The sequence below is a fragment of the Acetobacter pasteurianus genome, from assembly GCF_009914215.2.
In the GTDB taxonomy this organism is placed as follows: Bacteria; Pseudomonadota; Alphaproteobacteria; order Acetobacterales; family Acetobacteraceae; genus Acetobacter; species Acetobacter pasteurianus.
In genome coordinates, this window is sequence record NZ_CP039846.2 from 1,043,992 (window position 1) to 1,063,255 (window position 19,264).

Sequence of the window (19,264 nt, forward strand, 5' to 3'; positions counted from 1 at the left end):
TCCTTCTCCTAACGACGAACTTTGAGGGCAAACAAACCCTGTGGGCGCAGCATGAGAATACCGATGACAGTGAGCAAAACCAGAACTTGCGCCATGGAGCCACTTAGGAAAAATTCAAGTATAGAGCGTGCTTGAGAGATACTGAATGCAGATGCAATTGTGCCACCCAGACTTTCTGTGCCACCAAATGCAACTACAAGAAATGTATCCACAATATATTGCTGACCAGCCGTAGGGCTTGTGGAACCAATCATGGTGAAAGCCGCGCCAGCTACGCCCGCCACACCGCAACCTAAGCCAAATGTAAAACGATCAACCCGCTCCGTATTGATTCCCACATCACCAGCCATGGTTCGGTTCTGCATGACAGCCCGCACCTGCTTACCCCATCCAGATTTGTAAAGAAGACCGTAAATTACAATGGTAATGAGCAATGTAATAGCAATCACAATCATGCCATTGATAGGAATCTGAATAGTCTCACTAAGGTTCCATGATCCCATCATCCAATCAGGAAGCGTTACCCCGACTTCGCGTGCCCCAAAAGTTGAACGAAAAATCTGCTGCAAGATTAAACTCACTCCCCACGTTGCAAGAAGTGTATCCAATGGCCTTTTATAGAGAAAACGTATTAATGACCATTCCAGAAACATGCCTACAGCACCTGCAACGATAAAGGCCAAAATAACTGCAATAAAAAAATACAGGCCAAAAAGAGCTGGCATCCACTGCGCAAAAATATAGGAACAGACATACGTGGTATAAGCACCAAGGATCATAAACTCCCCATGGGCCATATTGATCACACCCATCTGGCCAAAAACGATGGCCAGACCCAATGCCATCAGGAGAAAAACTGAAAATAATATGAGTCCAGCAAAACTTTGCATAACAAAGATAGATGCCAGATCATTAAATGAGTATCCCGAAAGCATAATCAAGAATCTCCTGATGAGGGGAGAAAATGAACAAACACTGTACGATGCAGCTTACTGATACCCAACAGGGAACGGATTAGGCTCCATCAGCTCTGGCGTTTCATAAATCACATCAAACTGGCCATCTGTACGTGCACGCCCAACCAGTGTTTTACTCCATAGATGATGATTTTTATGAATACGTACGTAACCTTCTGGAGCATTTTTGAACTCCACCCCAGGAGAAGCATCAATAACCTTGCTGATATCGAAAGTTCCCGCTTTTTCAACAGCAAGTTTCCATAACCATGGTCCTAAATAAGCTGCCTGTGTAACATCTCCAATCACACTTTTTTCGCCCCACATTTTCTTGAAAGCCGCAACAAATTTTTTGTTATCAGGTGTATCAATACTTTGAAAATACTTCATACAAGCATAGGCTCCCGCAATATTTTCACCGCCGATACCGAGAATTTCATCTTCAGTAACAGAAATAGTCATTAGATTGTGCTTTGATAAATCCAACCCAGCGGCCTTGAGCTGCTTGTAAAAAGCTACATTCGATCCACCTACAATGATCGCATAAATCACATCGGGCTTCATGAGTTTGATTTTATTGATGACGGAATTGAATTGAGAATCTCCTAGTGGGAAATATTCTTCACCTACAACACGGGATCCCTTAAGGTGATTCTCAATATGTTTTCGAGCGATCTTGTTGGCTGTTCGAGGCCAGATATAATCAGATCCCAAAAGGTAATATGTTTTTGCGTTCTTTTCCTTACTGATCCAGTCAAGACCAGCAAGAATTTGCTGCGTAGCTTCCTGTCCAGTGTAGATCACGTTACGTGACTGTTCGAGCCCTTCATAAAAAGTCGGGTAGTAAAGCAATCCATTATACTGCTCGAATACGGGCAAAACAGCTTTGCGGGATGCAGACGTCCAACAACCAAAAACAGATGCGCACTTGTCATTTTCAAGAAGTTTACGTGCCTTCTCTGCAAAAGTTGGCCAGTCGCTTGCACCATCTTCCTGAATAAACTTGATTTTCCGACCCAGAACGCCACCACTTTCATTAATCTGTGCAATGGCCAACTTCTCAGCTTCAACCGATCCTATCTCACTCAGCGCCATAGTGCCTGTAATGGAATGCAGGATTCCAACGGTAACAGTATCATCTGTAACTGCCAGTCCCGTCGTATTGACCGCAGCGGTCGATGGAGCATCTGCATATGCAACACGAGACAGGAAAGGACTGAGAGAAAGCGCCGAAAGGCCAGTAAGCATCTGACGACGGCTAGCTTGCAATTTTAAAAGATGAGTTTTTTTGTCAGGCATAAGAGCTACTACCTTTGGCTGCGAGTGCCGATACACTCCATGGCAATAGCGTGACTGTCGGAAAGTAGGCATGTGTTCACCATACGTCGATTGACGTACAAAGGTGTCTTGAAAAAACTCTTTTCATTTCGGAATCGTTATTTACTATACATCCAACCCATTTCTGGTCCAAGCTTAGCTGGAAGCGTTCATAGTGTCGTGGGGAGACGCATGTTCCCACATCAACGAATTATCAGATCGCGCCGCACTTATAATCGGTGGGTCGCAGATGAAACAATGGAAGACTATGCCCTGCGCTTTACACCCGCAGCTGCTCGGCGATGGTCTCCCCTCAGCGTTGCGAATACGGCTTTCGGCGGCGTGTCCTTTCTCGCCCTTGAAATGATTGGCGGCATCGTCTTTTTAAAATATGGTTTCCCCAATGCCTGCTTGGCGTTGCTATTAGGTGTTGTGCTCATCTTTCTGCTGAGCCTTCCCATCAGCTATTATTCTTCACGTTTTGGTATAGATCTGGATCTGCTGACACGTGGTGCTGGCTTTGGTTACATTGGCTCAACCCTCACCTCTCTTATCTATGCATCATTCACCTTCATATTCTTTGCCATAGAAGGTGCGATTCTTTCCGATATACTCAAGATGTGTCTGGGTATTCCTCTCTGGCTCGGCTATATATTTTCTGCGCTTGTTATCATTCCTATTGTTGCCAAAGGTTTTACTTTAATAAGCCGTTTTCAGAGATGGACGGTTGCGCCATGGCTTATCCTACAGTTACTTCCTTTTCTGGTTATTGCATGGAAACACCCTGCCCCTGTAACCAACTGGATGCATTACGCTGGCTATCATGAGCTTCCTGTTCTGGAGTTAGCTGGAATTGGCGGGGCTCTCTCAATTATCTTTTCTGTTATTACCCAAATTGGGGAACAGGCAGATTTTCTTCGCTTTCTTCCGTTACCTCAACAACCACGACAAAAATGGACATGGTGGGCCGTTCTGCTTGTATGTGGGGCCGGCTGGATTTTTCCCGGTGGGTTAAAAATTCTTGCAGGCATGTTTTTAGCATGGATAGCCATCATTCACGGTGTGCCACCCACAGAAGCACAGCAACCCACAAACATGTATCTCCTCGCCTTCCAGCAGGTAACATCTATTCATGGTTTTGCTTTTGCACTCGCGATCATTTTCATCGTGCTGTCGCAGTTAAAAATCAATATAACAAATGCTTATGCAGGATCTATTGCATGGTCCAATTTTTTCTCCCGCATGACACACAGTCACCCTGGGCGCATTGTATGGGTTATATTCAATGTTGGGCTCGGTTTGCTTTTAATGGAGATGGATGTTTATAGCACGATAGTACACATGCTTTTTCTACACTCAACAATTGCTGCTTCATGGATAGGAGCACTTACATCTGATCTGATTATTAATAAACCGCTTGGGTTCAGCCCAAAAGGCATCGAATTTCGCCGCGCCTATCTTTACGATATTAACCCCGTAGGCATGGGCAGCATGACAGGCGGTCTTCTTATAGCCGCAGCAAGTTACACAGGGGTATTTGGTAGCACAGTATCCGCATTTTCACCTTTTATGGGCTTAACAACATCCTTTTTGCTGGTGCCTCTGATCGGATGGCTTACTGAAGGACGTTATTATCTAGCTCGCGCTCCACTTTCCCTTCAAAACGAAAAAAAACATTGTGTTTGCGTAGTCTGTCAAAATACCTTCGAACAAGAAGATATCGCTTTCTGCCCTGTCTATACAGGTTTTATTTGCTCATTATGCTGTACACTAGACTCTCGTTGCCATGATGCCTGCAAACCGGAAACAACACGCCTAACAGGACAAATCAAAAAAGTAGCATACAGCTTTCTACCTCGATCTCTCGCTTTCCATGTATCTGGTGTTATCGGCCGTTATTTTCTTATTTTTTCTGCACTTCTTTTTTGTGCAGGTATTATTTTATATGCTCTTTACCAGAATATTGTAAAGTTTCCGCATATTTCATCCTACCAGCTTTCGATTATTTTCTGGAAAACATTTTTTCTTCTCAGTGCACCTTTAACTGTGATTGCATGGTTTTTAGTCCTCAGCCAACGTAGTTATCGTGCAGCAGAAAATGAAAACAGGTTTCAGACCCAGCTTCTTATGAAAGAAATACTGGCGCATAAACGCACAGACCAAGAACTGAAAAAAGCTAAAGAACGTGCAGAAGCAGCTAATCTCTCAAAAAGTCGTTTTATGGTAGGTGTTAGTCACGAAATTCGTACACCTCTTAATTCTATTATGGGATATGCTTACCTTTTAGAAAATAAAATGCTTGCTCCAGAAAAGCAGAATGAAGGCTTAAAAGTTATTCAACGAAGTGCAGAACACTTAAGCGGCCTGATTGAAGGTTTATTTGATATTTCTAAAATAGAAGCTGGTCGTCTCGATATTCTACACGACAAAATAAATTTTCAAGAATTTTTAAAACATCTAACCGGAATGCTACGGTTCCAGGTAAATAATAAAAAACTTGTTTTTATTGAAGACATACCAGAAAATCTTCCAGAATATGTTATGACAGACCAAAGGAGACTACGACAAATTCTCATTAATCTTCTGTCAAACGCCATAAAATTTACCCCTAGTGGATCCGTATCATTTTCTGTTCGATGGAACATGGAAATTGCAACTTTTGAAATTAGGGATACAGGAATAGGAATACCAGATTCCGATATAGAACGGATTCAAGAACCTTTTCAAAGAAGTTCACACCCAGACTCCCACCGAATTCAAGGAACCGGTCTAGGTCTGACAATAACACGCCTTCTTGTTCAGATATTGGGGGGTGAATTCACCATCAAAAGTACAGTCGGACAAGGCACAACCTGTCGTGTACGTCTTATGCTTTCACAAACAGAATCAAAAGAAAATCCGCCGTCTACATGCAATATTCTTGTACATGAAGGAAGCAGGCGCCCAACTGTATTTGTAGTTGATGATGACAGTGTCCATCGCGGAATGATAAATGATATTCTAGAACCTTTTGGCTTCCTTATATATTCTGCAGGAAGTGGCCAGGAATGCCTTGAAATTGCACAACATATGCAGATCGATATTTTTCTTATAGATATCAATATGCCGGGTATGAACGGATGGGAACTGGCACGTCATCTACGTAAAAGCATAAATCATAATTCCACTATACTTGTAATTTCCGCTGCTGAACAAACCTCTTTAGGAAATAACCGTGAAGGATTATGTAATAGCATTCTATCCAAACCTGTTTCCATACCAGACCTTCTGCTTCTAATAGGTCAAACACTTAACAATCTAACGCTTACTCAAAATTCTTATAAAAAATCACATGTTTTACATAAAACTTTACATGAAAAAGATCTTTCTGAATTACGTCGTTTATCTAGGATTGGACATGTTGCTGGTATAGTGCGCCTGCTTGATAAAATAGATGACTCTGATTCAGAAGATATACAACTTATCCGTGATATGGCGAACCAATCTCAAATACACAAACTACAAAATTTTCTGGATAGTTATGAGGAAAGATCATGAATGGTATCGTTCTTGTCGTAGATGACAGCCCTGAAAACCTTTCTCTTGTAATGAATATATTAGAAAATGGCCGATTTACTACATTACTTTCTCAATCAGCCGAACATGCTCTTTCCATACTTTTAGAAGTAGATGTTGATTTGGTTCTTCTAGATGCACTTATGCCAGAAATAGATGGCTTTCAAATGTGCACAGAAATGAAGAAAATGCCCAAATATCATGATATCCCAGTTATATTTATGACTGGACTTTCTGAACAAAAAGATATTGTGCAAGCTTTTAACGTGGGCAGCGTTGATTATATCATCAAACCTATACAACCGGCCGAACTTCTAGCTCGTGTTCAAACACACCTTAAGAATGCTCGCACCACACGCGCTGTATATAGAGCAATTGATTTTTCAGGACGTCATTTTCTTGCCATGGATGAACATGGAAAAATTCTGTGGTTTACACCACAAGTTCCCTGCATGCTTGATTACACACTTGCTGTTGGAAGTTCATCTCTTCCAGAAGATATTGTACGCTGGTATCAGCGTTGTGTAACAGAACCCATAACAGTTGAACCATATTACAAATACACGAATAAAAATCAGAATTTCAATGTGAATTTGGCCTATATGGGACAACCTGATGCTGGAGAATTTCTTCTTCGTCTGACCATTGAAAAAGACGATGATAAAATTATTTCCTTACAAAAACGCCTTAATCTCACAGCACGGGAAGCAGAGGTTTTATTCTGGATTGCAAAAGGCAAAACCAATCGTGATATTGCTGAAATACTTTCCATCAGCCATAGAACGGTTAATAAACACCTTGAGCAATCTTACATAAAAATAGGTGTTGAAAACCGTGCCGCTGCAACTGCACGCGTTCTCCAGGCCTTGTTTATTTAAAATAAAAAAACCATCAATCATTTAAGATTGATGGTTTTTGCAAAAATTACTTTGGCATTGGCCCCAGTTTTACGCCATCTGGATAATATTTCCAACCATCTCGAATTCTCACTTTATTATCCCAAGGAAGCTTATATTCTCCAGCGGCAAGATCTTTTACCCATGTAAGGTAGTTTTCTTTTTCGCCACCAGGTTTTCCAACATAAGCGCGACATCCAAGATTAAATATATTGTTTTCCAAAGCCCAGTTTTCACGTGCTTTATCAACCAAACGAGGGAACAATTCCGCTGTAACAATTTCCCATGGATTACGATGGCCCTGTTGGATCACATTTCCATCATAATTGCAGATTGTTCCTTCACCAAAATAGTAAAATACATTGTCATAACCAGCTAGATTAACAGACATTGTATACATTAGATTCTGCCAGGCATTTGTCTTGTTCGTCCAAATCCACTGGTCATTAACCTGTGTTGAATATCCAGAAATCCGTATATAAACATTAGCCCCTTTATAGGCCGCCTCACGCGCCAGTTCTGGGAACATACCATCATGGCAAATACACACAGCCAGACGTGATCCTTTGGGCCCCTCACAAACTGGCATACCCAAATTACCCGGAGACCAAGGCTCAATTGGCACCCAAGGCTGTAATTTCCGATAGTGCAAGGCAATTTCGCCATCTGCATTAATAATAATAGCTGTGTTAAAAGGAGGTAATGAGGGGTCTTCGTTCTTCTCCATTAGAGAAAACACACCCCAAACTGCATTCCTGCGGCAAGCCTCCTTAAAACGCGAAATCTCCTCACTTTCGAGAGTCAATAGCATCTCGTCATAAGTCCAGATTGCTGTATTCAGACCTTGCGTTGAATATTCCGGAAAAACAATAAGATCGAGATCCGGATATCCGGCTTTGGTAGAATCAACCGCACGACAGATTTGGTCAACCTGTGTCTGAATATCTTCAGGCCCTTTAATGACCGGGACGGGGTACTGAATCAATGCAACAAGAAGGGCTTCTTCCCACGCACTTACACTGCCGGTGCTTCCCATGAATCTCTCCCATATCTCATGTCGAGAACCTATTTCTGGTTCGTTAATATGTGGTTTAGAAATATATATTTCTTAAACCCGCTATATGATCGTCCGACATAATATGGTGAGAGGCCCATACGTTGTTTGACGTACGAAAAATGACATTTATTCTTTACAGATAATAAGAATATAACTTTTACGCAAAATCCCGATCCACCCCACACATTATACTATGTGAATTTGTTTTTTGTTGTCTAAAAAATGAGTTTTTGTTTATTATATATGTTTCAATATATAGAAGAATATCCAAACAACTCTTTATTTCCTTGAAATAAGTCATTTCACGCATGCGCACATTTAGATTCGATATCGTAATGTTATGACTGCCACCCAACAATGAACCTCGGATACAGGAGGGAACATATGATTCCGGTCAGTCCAAGATTTTCGGGAAAACTCACAACACATCTTTCTCGCTATAGTCGCATCCTTTCTACCTGCTTCATTTTGGGAACAATAACTTCACAATATGCGCGCGCAGCCGTGACAGTGAATTTTGGAAAAGATCAGTTTTTTACAATTGGTGTTGGGGTTAAAGCCCAATACCTTTCAAAAGATCCAGCGGCAACGCCTAGTAACTCAAGTGCTGCCAGCGCAAGTAATTTGCGTATTTATATGGGAGCACAGTTTCATAAATACGTTAAGACCACATTGAATCTTGAACGTTTGCGTGATGGAAACTGGAATGTCCTTGATGGCATTTTGCAAATTGAACCATGGAAAGCTTTTAATGTTTGGGGCGGCCGCATGCTGACCCCAAGTGATCGCTCCAACCTTGATGGTCCATATTTCCTGAGTACATATGCGTTCCCCATTGTAGCTCAATACCCTGGGGCGTGGTCTGGACGTGATGATGGGCTTGCTGTCTGGGGGAGACTACTGAAAGATCATTTCCGCTATGTGGCTGGCGTCTATCGTGGCCATAACTGGCAGAGGGGGGCTTCCAATACAGGGGAGCATCCTTTGTTTGCTGGCCGCTTGGAATACAATTTTCTCGATCCCGAACCCTCACCTGCCTATTATACGGCCAGCACTTATTATGGAAAAGCAGATATTCTGGCAATTGGTCTTGCAGGCCAGTACGAAACAGATGGCGTAGGCACAGCACAACAAAAGGGTGATTACAAAGCCTGGAATATTGATGGTCTTTTTGAAAAACGAATTGGACCCGGAGCACGCTATGGCGTTTATACTTTGGAAGGTGCTTACTACCAGTATTACACCGATGGCGTAAAAGATATTGCAGCCGGCTATCATCAACGTTCAGCAGATTATGGAAATGTTGGTGGCATTAACAACGGTACAGCCTTTTTGGCGAGCACGGCATATCTGATCCCTTACACACTAGGATGGGGGCGACTTCAGCCTTTAGTACGTTACCAGCAGTTTCGTTACAAAAAAGACCTCTATGGCCCTGGCCACCCTAAAACCACCCAGTTTGACGCTGGTGCAAACTATGTATTGGACGGCCATAACCTGCGGTTTACCTTTGATTATGTAAGGTACAAACCAACGGGTACAAAAGCTTCCAATGCCTTCTTGCTGGGTATGCAATTTCAGTACTGATGAATGCACACAATAAACCCAACTATGTAATAGACGGCTCAGAAACGGCCGCTGGGAGACAGACGATGCTAACCTTAAAGCAACGCATGGTAGGTGCTGTTGCCATTCTAGCCTGCAGCGTGGTTGGAAACACTGCATGGGCAGAAAAAACACCACTGGAGAACCTTGATTGCCGACATCTTTTTGTAGAAGACGTGGAAATTTCTGACAAAATCGAAACTCTACAGCGGAAAGAATCTTCTGATATAGAGGCTGGAAAAGCAGAAGAAGATAAAGGCTTTTTTGTAAAACTTGACCCAATACCAGGCATAGGTGTGACGAAAGCTATGATCCTTACCCCAGCAGGAAAGCCTCTACGAGAAGATTCCACGGAGATGGGGTTAGATGCTTTACAAACACGCCTCTCGTCCATCCGCAGCGTAGAGCAGCGCAAGGTATGCCCAGAAGCAGGAACTTCTTTTCAAAAACGCACCACAATCCTTGATGATCAAGTGCGAGGAACTGAGTAAATAAAAATACACTATGACACATTTGCCGTGTCATCTCAGTTCTGCGATCTAAACGATAAAATATGCAAAAAAACGATACAAAAATCAGTTTCTAAGCAGGCTGTATCATCAGAAACAGCCTGCTTAAATTTGTACAATATGGCTAAAATGCATTTAAATATTCAAAGTTGAATCCGTTACAGGCAACCTAATTTCCAATAGTCCTAGATACCAATCATACATGAGGATTCTCTGGTTAGCGTGCTTCAATTGCGCAAATTTTTATGAATATTTATGTTTCAATTGCACTAACATCATTAAATGTTGTAAGTTTCTGCTGTAATTAGTTAACAACTCATCAGGCAGAGATTTATCCTTGCGCAATTTATCTGTTAAGAAAATGGCAACGCGCGTGTATTTCCAAGCCAAAGATAGTCAAAAATTCTCTATGTGGTGGTATAAAGCATGACTGAGCAGACAACAGTAACAAACACTCAAGCCAATCAGTCCAAACCAGCACAAACGCCCCCATATCCCACAGCGGCAGCACTGCCCACGCAGCAAGCCCCCAAAAATATTCGGTTTGATTTTAACGAAGGGTGCCGGGTTCACCTACCCTTACTGGAAGAAACTGAAGGGACCTGGCGTATTGAGCTCACAGATTTGGATACCGGAAATATCTTGTTTGCTCAGGCAGGGCTGAGCCAAGCACTCGTGCGCTCATCCAAACGCTGGTACGTGCGCTTTGGCATTACAGTCTGGCAGGATCATACAGCAGAAGACGGAAAAGTTACCAGTACACAGGTTTTTTCCCACGCTTATGATTCAAAAGATAAGCAGATTCTCATTATATTCCCTGTCGGAACATTAGGGGATACCTTAGCATGGGTGCCCTATGCGGCACGTTTTGCAGAAGTGCGACAAGCACAGGTAACATGTGCCATGTCTGAACTTCTGATTCCATTATTTCAGAACGCCTACCCACACATCAATTTTGTCACTCATGATGATGTGCGAACAAACAAACTCACCGAACAAGCTTACGCAACCTATTACCTTGGCCTCTTTTTTGATGATGCCGCTTGTGACTGGCAACCTTCCGACTTCCGCTTGGTAGGATTGCATAAGACAGCAGCATATATTTTAGGTGTCAGCACAAAGGAAGAACCTGCAAAAATCAGTTTTCCAGACGAAGGACGCCCTATTGAGGAGCCTTATGTCTGCATTGCGGCCCAGGCATCGTCCCAGTGCAAATACTGGAACAATCCAACAGGCTGGGATGAAGTCATTAAATGGCTGAAAGCCCAAGGATACCGAGTAATCTGTATCGACCAGAAAACTGTGCATGGCACTGGTATTGTCTGGAATCACATTCCATATGGCGCAGAAGACCAAACAGGCAGCCGCCCTCTGACAGAACGGGCACGCTGGTTAAAGCATGCTGCGTTTTTCATCGGGCTTGGCTCTGGCCTGTCCTGGCTGGCATGGTCTACCGGAACCCCTGTGGTGATGATTGCAGGCTTTAGCCACCCGACAACCGAATTTGAAACACCTTTCCGTATCATCAACTGGCATACCTGTAACTCCTGCTGGAATGATCCGAAAGAACGGTTTGACCACCATGATTTTCTGTGGTGCCCACGGCATGCCAATACACCGCGCCAGTTTGAATGCACGCGCCTTATTACGGCCCAGCAAGTCATTGCAACAATAAAACCTCTTGTTCATAAAAGATAACGAATATGCCGGATATTTCTCAAAACACCACAATCGGTGGTGACAGTAGCAGCACCGAACAAAATGGCGGAACCGTTATAAATAACGTTGGGCTTTTTGTGAGCTCAGGCGGCACAGCCAGCGGTGTAACTGCTGAGGCTGGGGGATACATACATGTTTATGATAACGGGTCTGCCATCAGTTCATTAATATCTGGCGGTACACTTGAAACTGTTGGAGAGATTTCATTTACATCAGCAACCGCAGGCGGGAATATCCTCGTTTCCTCCGGAGGCATAAGTGATAATGATATTATTGGTGTAAATGGGCAGGAAACTGTTTGGGGAACAGCCAATAATCTTACCCTTTCAGGAAGTGGTGCTCACGCTTATCTAAGTTCAGGCGGAAGCGGTACAAATTGGACCAATGAAGATGGTGGCTGGGTCGGCATATATGATGGTGCCACATTAACTGGCATTGAAGTCACCGATTCAGGTACTTTCGTTGATGTTCTGGGCGGGCAAGTCACCAGCGCTACAGCCACAAATGGCGGGATTCTCCAGATTGAAAGCGGTGTAACAGTTTCTGTTACCAGCGCCATATCTGGCGGAAGTATTCAAGTTTCTGGTGGTGGCACAGCGCAACAAAGCTTTATTGGCTCAAACGGCAATATGGATGTTTACAGTGGTGGCACCAGCATATCTGCCACCCTGAAAGAACCTGATGCCACACTTAATCTTTCCGGTGGCAACGCATCAGACACACTTCTTTCTGCTGGTGCTGTAAATGTTTATACAAGTGGTGCACTCACCAATACAACTGTTCAAAGTGGCATTATCAATCTATCTGGCGGCAGTGCTACTATTGTAAACGCCACTCATGGTAGTGGTGGCATCATTGTTAATGAGGGTGGCCGTTTAACCTCTGCAATGTTAGCAAGCGGAGGATATGTGCATATCTCTGCTGGCGGCACTGCAACTTCTGATATCGTTTCAAGCAGCGGCACAGAGTATGTAGACAACGGCGGCAGCAGTATTTCTGCCCAAATTTTAACTTCAAACGCCAATATCATTGTATCAAGCGGTGGTTTTGCCACCGATGCTAAAATTATCAGTGGTTATGCAACAGTTTATGATAATGGGACAATGGTTAATGGCTCCATACAAAGTGGAATCATAACCGTTTCTGGTGGACGTGTTGCCAATATAAATGCTGATAATGGCGGCGGTTTTGATGTTTCTGGCGGCAATGTTTCTGCCCTGCATATCAACACAGGCAGCTTCATTAATCTTTATAATGGTGGTTCTGCTACGGACATTACGGGAAGCGGAAGCAATCTTTCCGATGGTAATGGTGGTGTAAATGTTTTTGGTGGCACACTTACAGGCGCATCTTTTCAGGATGGAAGCACTTTAAGCGCCACTGGTGGCACAATTCAAAACGTTACGTTTAATAGCAATGGTTATGGTTTTGCTTCTAATGCAACTTTAACAAGCACGACAATTAACGCAAATGGCAATTTAGTTGTTTATGATGGCGCCACAACAAACAACACTGTTGTAAGCGGCACAAACGCCTTTGAAGCTGTTTCTGCGGGTGGAAGCTCTATTAACGCCATTATAAGTGATAGTGGCAATGAATATGCCAATGCTGGTGCAACAATTATCAATCCGACTGCTGAAAGTGGCGGAGCAATTACCATTCACAGCCAAGGTGTTTTAAGTAACGCGACCATTCAGAACGGCGCATCATTAAGCATTGAAAGCGGCGGGCAGCTAAGCGGCAGCGTAACTTTGCAAAATGGTGGCACAGCAGCCATTTATTCCGATGCTGGCGGCACCATTGTTATGGATGGTGATACTACAAATACCGGTCTGGTTATTTCCGGACTGACAGAAGGCGGCATTGTCAGCACTGTTATTTCTGGTTTTAACGGCACATCTGGTGGAGATTCAGATGGCATTGTGCTGGACGGAATAAAAGAGGGAGATGTCCAAGACGTATCCTATGATGCCAATGATACTAATAAAGTATGGATTAACCTGAAAAATGGCCACTCCATAGGTTTAACTATTGATGGTGTATCGAAGTACGGTAATGCCCTGGTTGTTGGGGATGATGGCAACCTGATTTACGAGGTCTGCTTCTTGCGCGGAAGTATGATCCGCACGCCTGATGGAGATGTTGCTGTCGAAAACCTTGTTACTGGTGATGACGTTATTACCTATGACTGGCACACCAAACAGGAAATCACACGGCCAGTTGTATGGATAGGCAAAGCTCAATGCAGCGTTCGCCCAGATCTACCAGATGACGAAGCCGGATATCCTGTACGGGTGTGTAAAAATGCCATTGCAGATGGCGTGCTTTACAAGGATATGCTGATTACCGCTGAGCACTGCCTGTTTTTTGATAGCAAATTTGTACCCGTGCGTATGCTGGTGAACGGGATTTCGATTTTTTACGATAAATCCATCACTTCCTATGATTACTATCATGTAGAAACAGATCAGCATTCCGTTATTACCGCCGATGGCATGCTCACCGAAAGCTACCTGGATACAGGCAACCGCCGTGCTTTCCATCAGGAAGGTGCCGTTATTCGGCTACGTAATGCTCGCAACAATTGGGAAGATGATGCCGGAGCGCCATTGTGCGTAGATCGTGCTTTTGTTGAACCCCTGTTCCACAAGCTGGCAGCACGAAATAGCTGTTCTACCAGCAAAGCAATATCTGCTGCACTCATACATGATCCTGACCTGCGCCTCATCACAGAAAGCGGGGCCACACTTCGCCCTCTACGGCAGGATGGACAGCACTATAGCTTCATGCTGCCAACCAACACCAAATATGTGCGCATTATTTCCCGCGCCAACCGTCCAACAGACGTCATCGGACCATTTGTAGATGACCGTCGCCTGATGGGTGTTGCTGTGGGAGATATACGGCTTCTTTCTGCCAAACAGCAGTATCAAATCACGCCTCACCTTCAGGCCGAAAAACCAGACGGTTGGCATAATACGGAGTGGACTGATTGCGCATGGACCAATGGTAACGCTTTGCTGCCTTTGGAAGAGCATCTCTCCTGCACTAACATAGGCATTCTATCCATAACTCTTCGCGCAGCAGGGCCTTTTCTGGTCAATCATCAGAACAAGGCTGATGCCAAACAGTCTGCCTGATAAACTGAAGTCATCATTATCTTTCATGCAGGCTCTACTCTAATATGTAGAGCCTGTTTTTTATTACTTCATAACCATCGTGTGCACATTCATCCTGCTCAAAAAATCTGAGGCAGCATGCAAAAGCAAAATCTCCAATAAACAACAGCGCCTCTTATCTCTGCGCGGCCCCTTCATCATAACTGTATTATTTTGGCATCACTCTCCATCCATATTTATGCATATACAGATTTATGTACCAATATATATAGACAAACTGACATCAGGCCCGGCAAAAGAGGCTCACCCCTTATTCTTTACTTTAAACCCGGACCTGCCAGATCTATGCACGATCGTTTCCATACTTTTTGCGCCGCCGGAACGTTTGGCGCCCTTTTGCTGACTACCTCAGCACTGGCTGCAACGCCTGTTTCTACAAAGCCGCATACGGGCACTAAACCAGCCGCTATCAAAACATCTGCCCCTAAGAAACAAGCTACCGCAGCCCCTATTGCAGGGATACTCGATGGCTCCAATGGTGAAACTGTGAATGTTCACGGCCACCATGCAGCCGATGGCACGGCTGCCAAATATATGAACAAAATTGTTTACCTGGGCCCATTGGGTAACCGAGATACTCTGGATACACCCTATTCCGTCATGGGGGTTCCGCACGATGTTGTGGTGAACCAGCAGATCCGCAACCTCAATGATATGGCGCAATATCTCCCTTCCGTGCAGCTGGAAGTGCGTGGTGACCCAAACACATCTCGCCCACAGTCCCGCGGGTTTGAAGCTGATGTGATCTCCAACTCTCGCCTTGATGGCCTGAACGTTGTTGCCACCACGCCTTATGCGGCAGAATGGGTAGACAACCTGCAGGTTCTGAACGGCTTGGCAGGCGCAATGTATGGGCCAGAAAACCCGGCTGGTGTTTTTGAATATACCCTCAAACGCCCGACAGATAGACGTACTGAGCGCCTTTCCGTTGGTGTCGACTCCATCGGCACACCAACCGTTAATGGCGATATTTCTGGACGTATAGGTCGTAATGGCTGGTTTGGTTACCGCCTGAACATGTTGCACGCCAACGGCACAGCATATACGCAAGGCAGTATGGTCCGCCGCGAAATGGTTAGCGGTGATTTTGATATCCACCTTGATGACAAGACGGTTATTGAAATTGATGCCAGCCACTATACTTTTGACCAGCGCGGCACTGCACCCGGCTTTGGCATTCTGGCAACAGGCGTAGGTGGAGATAAACTGCCTGAAGCACCGGATCTGAGCAAGCGGCTCGCTCCTGAATGGAGCGGCTACAATATGGAAACCAATACATTTCTTGCCAAAATCAAGCACCAGATCAACAAAGATTGGAGCTTCACACTTGGCGGCCTGTATCAGGATGCCGCCAGACAATCCTTTGGCGTAGCTGATACGTTGTGCGATGGCAGCAAAACCTGTGGCGGCCTAACTGGCAGCGATGGCTGGTTTAGTTCCAAAGCAACAGCCACAACCACGGCAAATGATTTCCGTGTAGGTAGTAACATGGCCTATTTTAACGGGCGTGTTCACACCGGCCCCTTGCAGCATGATCTGGTAATTGGCACCAACGGCTACATGATGGGCAATTATAACCCCACAGGGGCTGTAACAAGCGCACAGAACTTGGGGGTATATAACCTTTCCGGTGCCTCCCCTTCCAGCGGCACACAGCCTTATTATCACGGGCGTTATAAATCCAGCAGTGTCACCAGCCAGTCTTTTATTGTGGGTGACACCATGCGCATCAACAAGCATTGGTCTGTTATGGGCACCCTTGCCTGGAGCTGGATCAATCAAGAAAGTGCGCTTAACTCCAAAAGCCCACTCAGAAAAACCTTTGATACATCAGCCGCTTTCAGCCCAACGGCTAGCGTGATGTACAAACCAACAGATAACCAGACCATCTATTTCACCTATGGTCGCTCTGTTGAAGCTGGGCCTGTGACCCCTAACAGCGCAAGCTACACCAATACAAACATGGCGCTGCCCATCGCACATTCTGAAGAATATGAAGTGGGCTATAAACTGCGTTACAAAACAATGCAGTTTAACGTTGCCGGTTTCCGTATGACATCACCTTACGCAATGTATGTGGCCGCAAAGAACCCGGATGCAGGCTGCGCAGCCATGACCAATTGCCAGACCTATCAATATGGCGGCACGCAGCGCAACTACGGTGTGGAGGCCCAGATTTCTGGCGAGGTGCTGCCTAACCTTTCCGTACTTGCTGGCATGACCTGGCTGGATGCAGAACTGGTGCATGCAGCATCTTCTTCCCTCAACAATAAGGAAATTGTTGGCGCGGCACCTTTGCAGGCCAACATGCTGCTGGATTATCGCCTGCCTGCTTCCATGGGGTCTTTTGCATCTGGCTGGGCTTTTAATGCCAATGTGCATTACATGGGCAACCGTGCAGCTAACGTTACCAACACACTCCATACCGGGTCCTACACCACGCTGGATCTGGGCACGCGCTATGCCTTCCATGTGGCACAGTTTCCGTGGGTTGTGCGTTTTGGGGTGAGCAACGCTACGAATGAGCGCTACTGGGCCTCTGTTTACACAGGCGCACCAAGTGGCACATCTGGCGCTGCATCCAGCCTGTATGCTGGTTTGCCACGTGTTTATCACTTCACTTTCTCTGCGGAGTTCTGATACTCTTTTCCGCATAATCAAACGCACGGAAAATAGAGCCAACATGCGCGTTACCAATAGGTTGATAACTCCACTGGTTCTATTTTTCGTATGCACAAGTTTTTTCATATTCAGAAATATAGAAGGCTTTGGCAGCCTGCCTTTCAGTGATGAATCCGGGCACTTTTTAGGTGTTCTCGCCATGCAGCATGGTGATCGGCTTTATCGGGACTATATTGATGCGCATGGGCCTCTTGTTTTCATGCTCTCATGGATACTTGGCCCTATTGCAGGTGCTTCACACCTCTGGGTTTTTCGGTTTGTTTCTACCCTTATGGCCAGCCTTGCCGGGCTGGCCATTTTTTATACATCTCTTTTTACTTTTAATTGGCAACGTTATCTGGCCATTGCCATGTGGCTGGGAAGTATTGCGTCTGTTTGGACTGTACAAGGCCTTAATCTAGATAGTTATTGGCCCATCGGCGGTGCATTAACGGTTATCAGCTTGGCCACTTTTGTAATGCCAATGTGCCTTAATAAACCTGTATCTATGCCTCAGGCGTTTTGTGGAGGTTTTGCTACAGCGCTTTTACCTTTCGCGGCCTATGCGTTTGGTCCACTCGCCGTTTTCTTTTACGCCATTCCTTGCCTGATTTGGTTGTTTCGTCGCGCAACTTATAGAGGAACCATAAAAGAGATTACGCTGGGGTGCTTCTGTGCCTGTTTAGTTATGACATTATGGCTGGCTCTCTATGGTGATATTGGTGGCATGATTGCGTTCCATATCATTGCCAACCAAAAATGGTATGCGCATTATATTCCCTTTGGCGTAGATGCCTTTCTGCACGGCATGGCGCTTTCCTTTGCGCCCGATCGCATTATAGAAACACTGGCTGTTATCGCCTTAGGGTTGGGTAGTTTTCTTCTTGTTTGGAAAAGCACCTTTAAGCTCTCTGCCCTGCTGGCTATTTGCGGCCTAATGACACTTCAGATACGGGGCATGAATAGCTTTCAAAACGGGGCTTTTCTTATGGCTGCTTTTGCGCTGGCAAGCTTGATGGCTACAACCTGTTTGAAAAATTTCCCAAATATTTTAGCGCTCTTAGCATTCGGTAGCGTTGGGGGAGTATTTCTGTTCTCCCAACATGCCCTCTCCTCCCCTTGGGGGCAGACACTGGCGCAAAGACGTGCCGCAGGATGGCATCTGACACAGGATGACACTGTCGATTTTGCCAGAACCATACGCACCTATACACAACCGAATGAACGGATCTTGGCTGTTCCGTATAGCCCTGATGTGTATCTTCTGGCCCACCGTTTACCCATTAAAAAATATCATGCTTATCTTCCATGGGAAGCCGATTACGCAGCCCACCCGTGGCATGGGTATGATCGAGATTTATGCGTTGATTTACCCAAAGATAAACCTCCAGCCATTTATTTTGATAGCTGGGTTATCTGGGGTGTGCATGACCCAAAAAAGTTCATGTCCTGCGTGGTGGATATTCTGCACACAGATTATACGCAAATGCCTGCGGGATCTTCCGTCTATATCAGGAATGACCGTCTGCCCCACTCACCATCCTGACGCATAAATAGTATCAGATTAAATTTTATGCATGTGCTTTATTTAACTTTATAAATTCAAAAATAAAAATACTAAAAAACGTTATTATACAGCCCGTTGGCCTGGAAATAATGATTTAATTTTAGGCAGCCTTCAGTTTATCCTTGCATTCCTTTTGTTTTGCGCACATTGATAGCGCAAGCGGATGCTTTTATCTGAGTCATCGGCGCATGTTGCGTCAGTTTTTCTCCTTAAAAGTTATGATTTCGTGTGTATTTTGTACAC

The 19,264-nt window shown here is 44.8% G+C and carries 11 protein-coding genes; 8 read left to right on the plus strand and 3 right to left on the minus strand.

The window, feature by feature from the left end; all coding sequences use genetic code 11:
• Positions 1-8 precede the first annotated feature (8 nt).
• A complete protein-coding gene (gene urtB / locus FCN51_RS18390; RefSeq protein ID WP_160256546.1) occupies positions 9-935 on the minus strand; it encodes an urea ABC transporter permease subunit UrtB in 927 nt (308 codons plus the stop codon).
• A 54-nt stretch (positions 936-989) separates the two neighbouring features.
• Positions 990-2,327, minus strand: coding sequence for an urea ABC transporter substrate-binding protein (urtA, locus tag FCN51_RS18395; protein WP_199798445.1), 1,338 nt, complete (start codon positions 2,325-2,327; stop codon positions 990-992).
• On the opposite strand from urtA, the gene FCN51_RS18400 reads away from it, so the two are divergent.
• On the plus strand, positions 2,328-5,810 hold the full coding sequence (locus tag FCN51_RS18400) for a hybrid sensor histidine kinase/response regulator (protein ID WP_160256547.1): 3,483 nt from the start codon (positions 2,328-2,330) through the stop codon (positions 5,808-5,810). It abuts the gene before it with no gap.
• Positions 5,807-6,706 carry a response regulator transcription factor gene (locus FCN51_RS18405; protein ID WP_160256548.1) on the plus strand — a complete coding sequence of 300 codons (900 nt, stop codon included), beginning with the start codon at positions 5,807-5,809 and terminating at the stop codon, positions 6,704-6,706. The genes FCN51_RS18400 and FCN51_RS18405 overlap by 4 nt, the downstream gene beginning before the upstream one ends.
• 46 nt (positions 6,707-6,752) lie before the next feature.
• Here the strand turns inward: FCN51_RS18405 and FCN51_RS18410 are convergent, their stop codons facing one another.
• Positions 6,753-7,760: a formamidase gene (locus FCN51_RS18410; RefSeq protein ID WP_003626057.1), complete on the minus strand. Its 1,008-nt coding sequence runs from the start codon at positions 7,758-7,760 to the stop codon at positions 6,753-6,755.
• A 378-nt stretch (positions 7,761-8,138) separates the two neighbouring features.
• Between FCN51_RS18410 and FCN51_RS18415 the strand changes: the two genes are divergently transcribed.
• The 6 genes from FCN51_RS18415 to FCN51_RS18440 all read left to right on the plus strand — a co-directional run bounded on the left by FCN51_RS18415 (position 8,139) and on the right by FCN51_RS18440 (position 19,000).
• The gene (locus FCN51_RS18415) at positions 8,139-9,368 is read left to right on the plus strand and encodes a hypothetical protein (protein ID WP_012812334.1); all 1,230 of its coding nucleotides are present in this window, start codon (positions 8,139-8,141) and stop codon (positions 9,366-9,368) included.
• Positions 9,368-9,877, plus strand: a complete 510-nt coding sequence (locus FCN51_RS18420; RefSeq protein ID WP_201762608.1) for a hypothetical protein — start codon at positions 9,368-9,370, stop codon at positions 9,875-9,877. Before FCN51_RS18415 ends, FCN51_RS18420 begins: the two co-directional genes overlap by 1 nt.
• 444 nt (positions 9,878-10,321) lie before the next feature.
• Positions 10,322-11,593, plus strand: a complete 1,272-nt coding sequence (locus FCN51_RS18425) for an autotransporter strand-loop-strand O-heptosyltransferase (RefSeq protein WP_160256549.1) — start codon at positions 10,322-10,324, stop codon at positions 11,591-11,593.
• A gap of 5 nt (positions 11,594-11,598) precedes the next feature.
• Entirely contained in the window at positions 11,599-14,754 is a 3,156-nt protein-coding gene (locus tag FCN51_RS18430; RefSeq protein WP_160256550.1) for a Hint domain-containing protein, read from the plus strand.
• Positions 14,755-15,078: 324 nt separating this feature from the next.
• A complete protein-coding gene (locus FCN51_RS18435; protein WP_064776028.1) occupies positions 15,079-17,433 on the plus strand; it encodes a TonB-dependent siderophore receptor in 2,355 nt (784 codons plus the stop codon).
• A 43-nt stretch (positions 17,434-17,476) separates the two neighbouring features.
• Positions 17,477-19,000, plus strand: a complete 1,524-nt coding sequence (locus FCN51_RS18440) for a hypothetical protein (RefSeq protein ID WP_160256551.1) — start codon at positions 17,477-17,479, stop codon at positions 18,998-19,000.
• The last annotated feature ends 264 nt before the right edge of the window (positions 19,001-19,264 follow it).

Bases quoted from the DNA above. Each gene is read 5' to 3' on its own strand.
- urtB (WP_160256546.1), bottom strand. From the start codon at position 935: ATGCTTTCGGGATACTCATTTAATGATCTGGCATCTATCTTTGTTATG.
- urtA (WP_199798445.1), bottom strand. From the start codon at position 2,327: ATGCCTACTTTCCGACAGTCACGCTATTGCCATGGAGTGTATCGGCAC.
- FCN51_RS18405 (WP_160256548.1), top strand. From the start codon at position 5,807: ATGAATGGTATCGTTCTTGTCGTAGATGACAGCCCTGAAAACCTTTCT.
- FCN51_RS18410 (WP_003626057.1), bottom strand. From the start codon at position 7,760: ATGGGAAGCACCGGCAGTGTAAGTGCGTGGGAAGAAGCCCTTCTTGTT.
- FCN51_RS18415 (WP_012812334.1), top strand. From the start codon at position 8,139: ATGAACCTCGGATACAGGAGGGAACATATGATTCCGGTCAGTCCAAGA.
- FCN51_RS18420 (WP_201762608.1), top strand. From the start codon at position 9,368: ATGAATGCACACAATAAACCCAACTATGTAATAGACGGCTCAGAAACG.
- FCN51_RS18425 (WP_160256549.1), top strand. From the start codon at position 10,322: ATGACTGAGCAGACAACAGTAACAAACACTCAAGCCAATCAGTCCAAA.
- FCN51_RS18430 (WP_160256550.1), top strand. From the start codon at position 11,599: ATGCCGGATATTTCTCAAAACACCACAATCGGTGGTGACAGTAGCAGC.
- FCN51_RS18435 (WP_064776028.1), top strand. From the start codon at position 15,079: ATGCACGATCGTTTCCATACTTTTTGCGCCGCCGGAACGTTTGGCGCC.
- FCN51_RS18440 (WP_160256551.1), top strand. From the start codon at position 17,477: ATGCGCGTTACCAATAGGTTGATAACTCCACTGGTTCTATTTTTCGTA.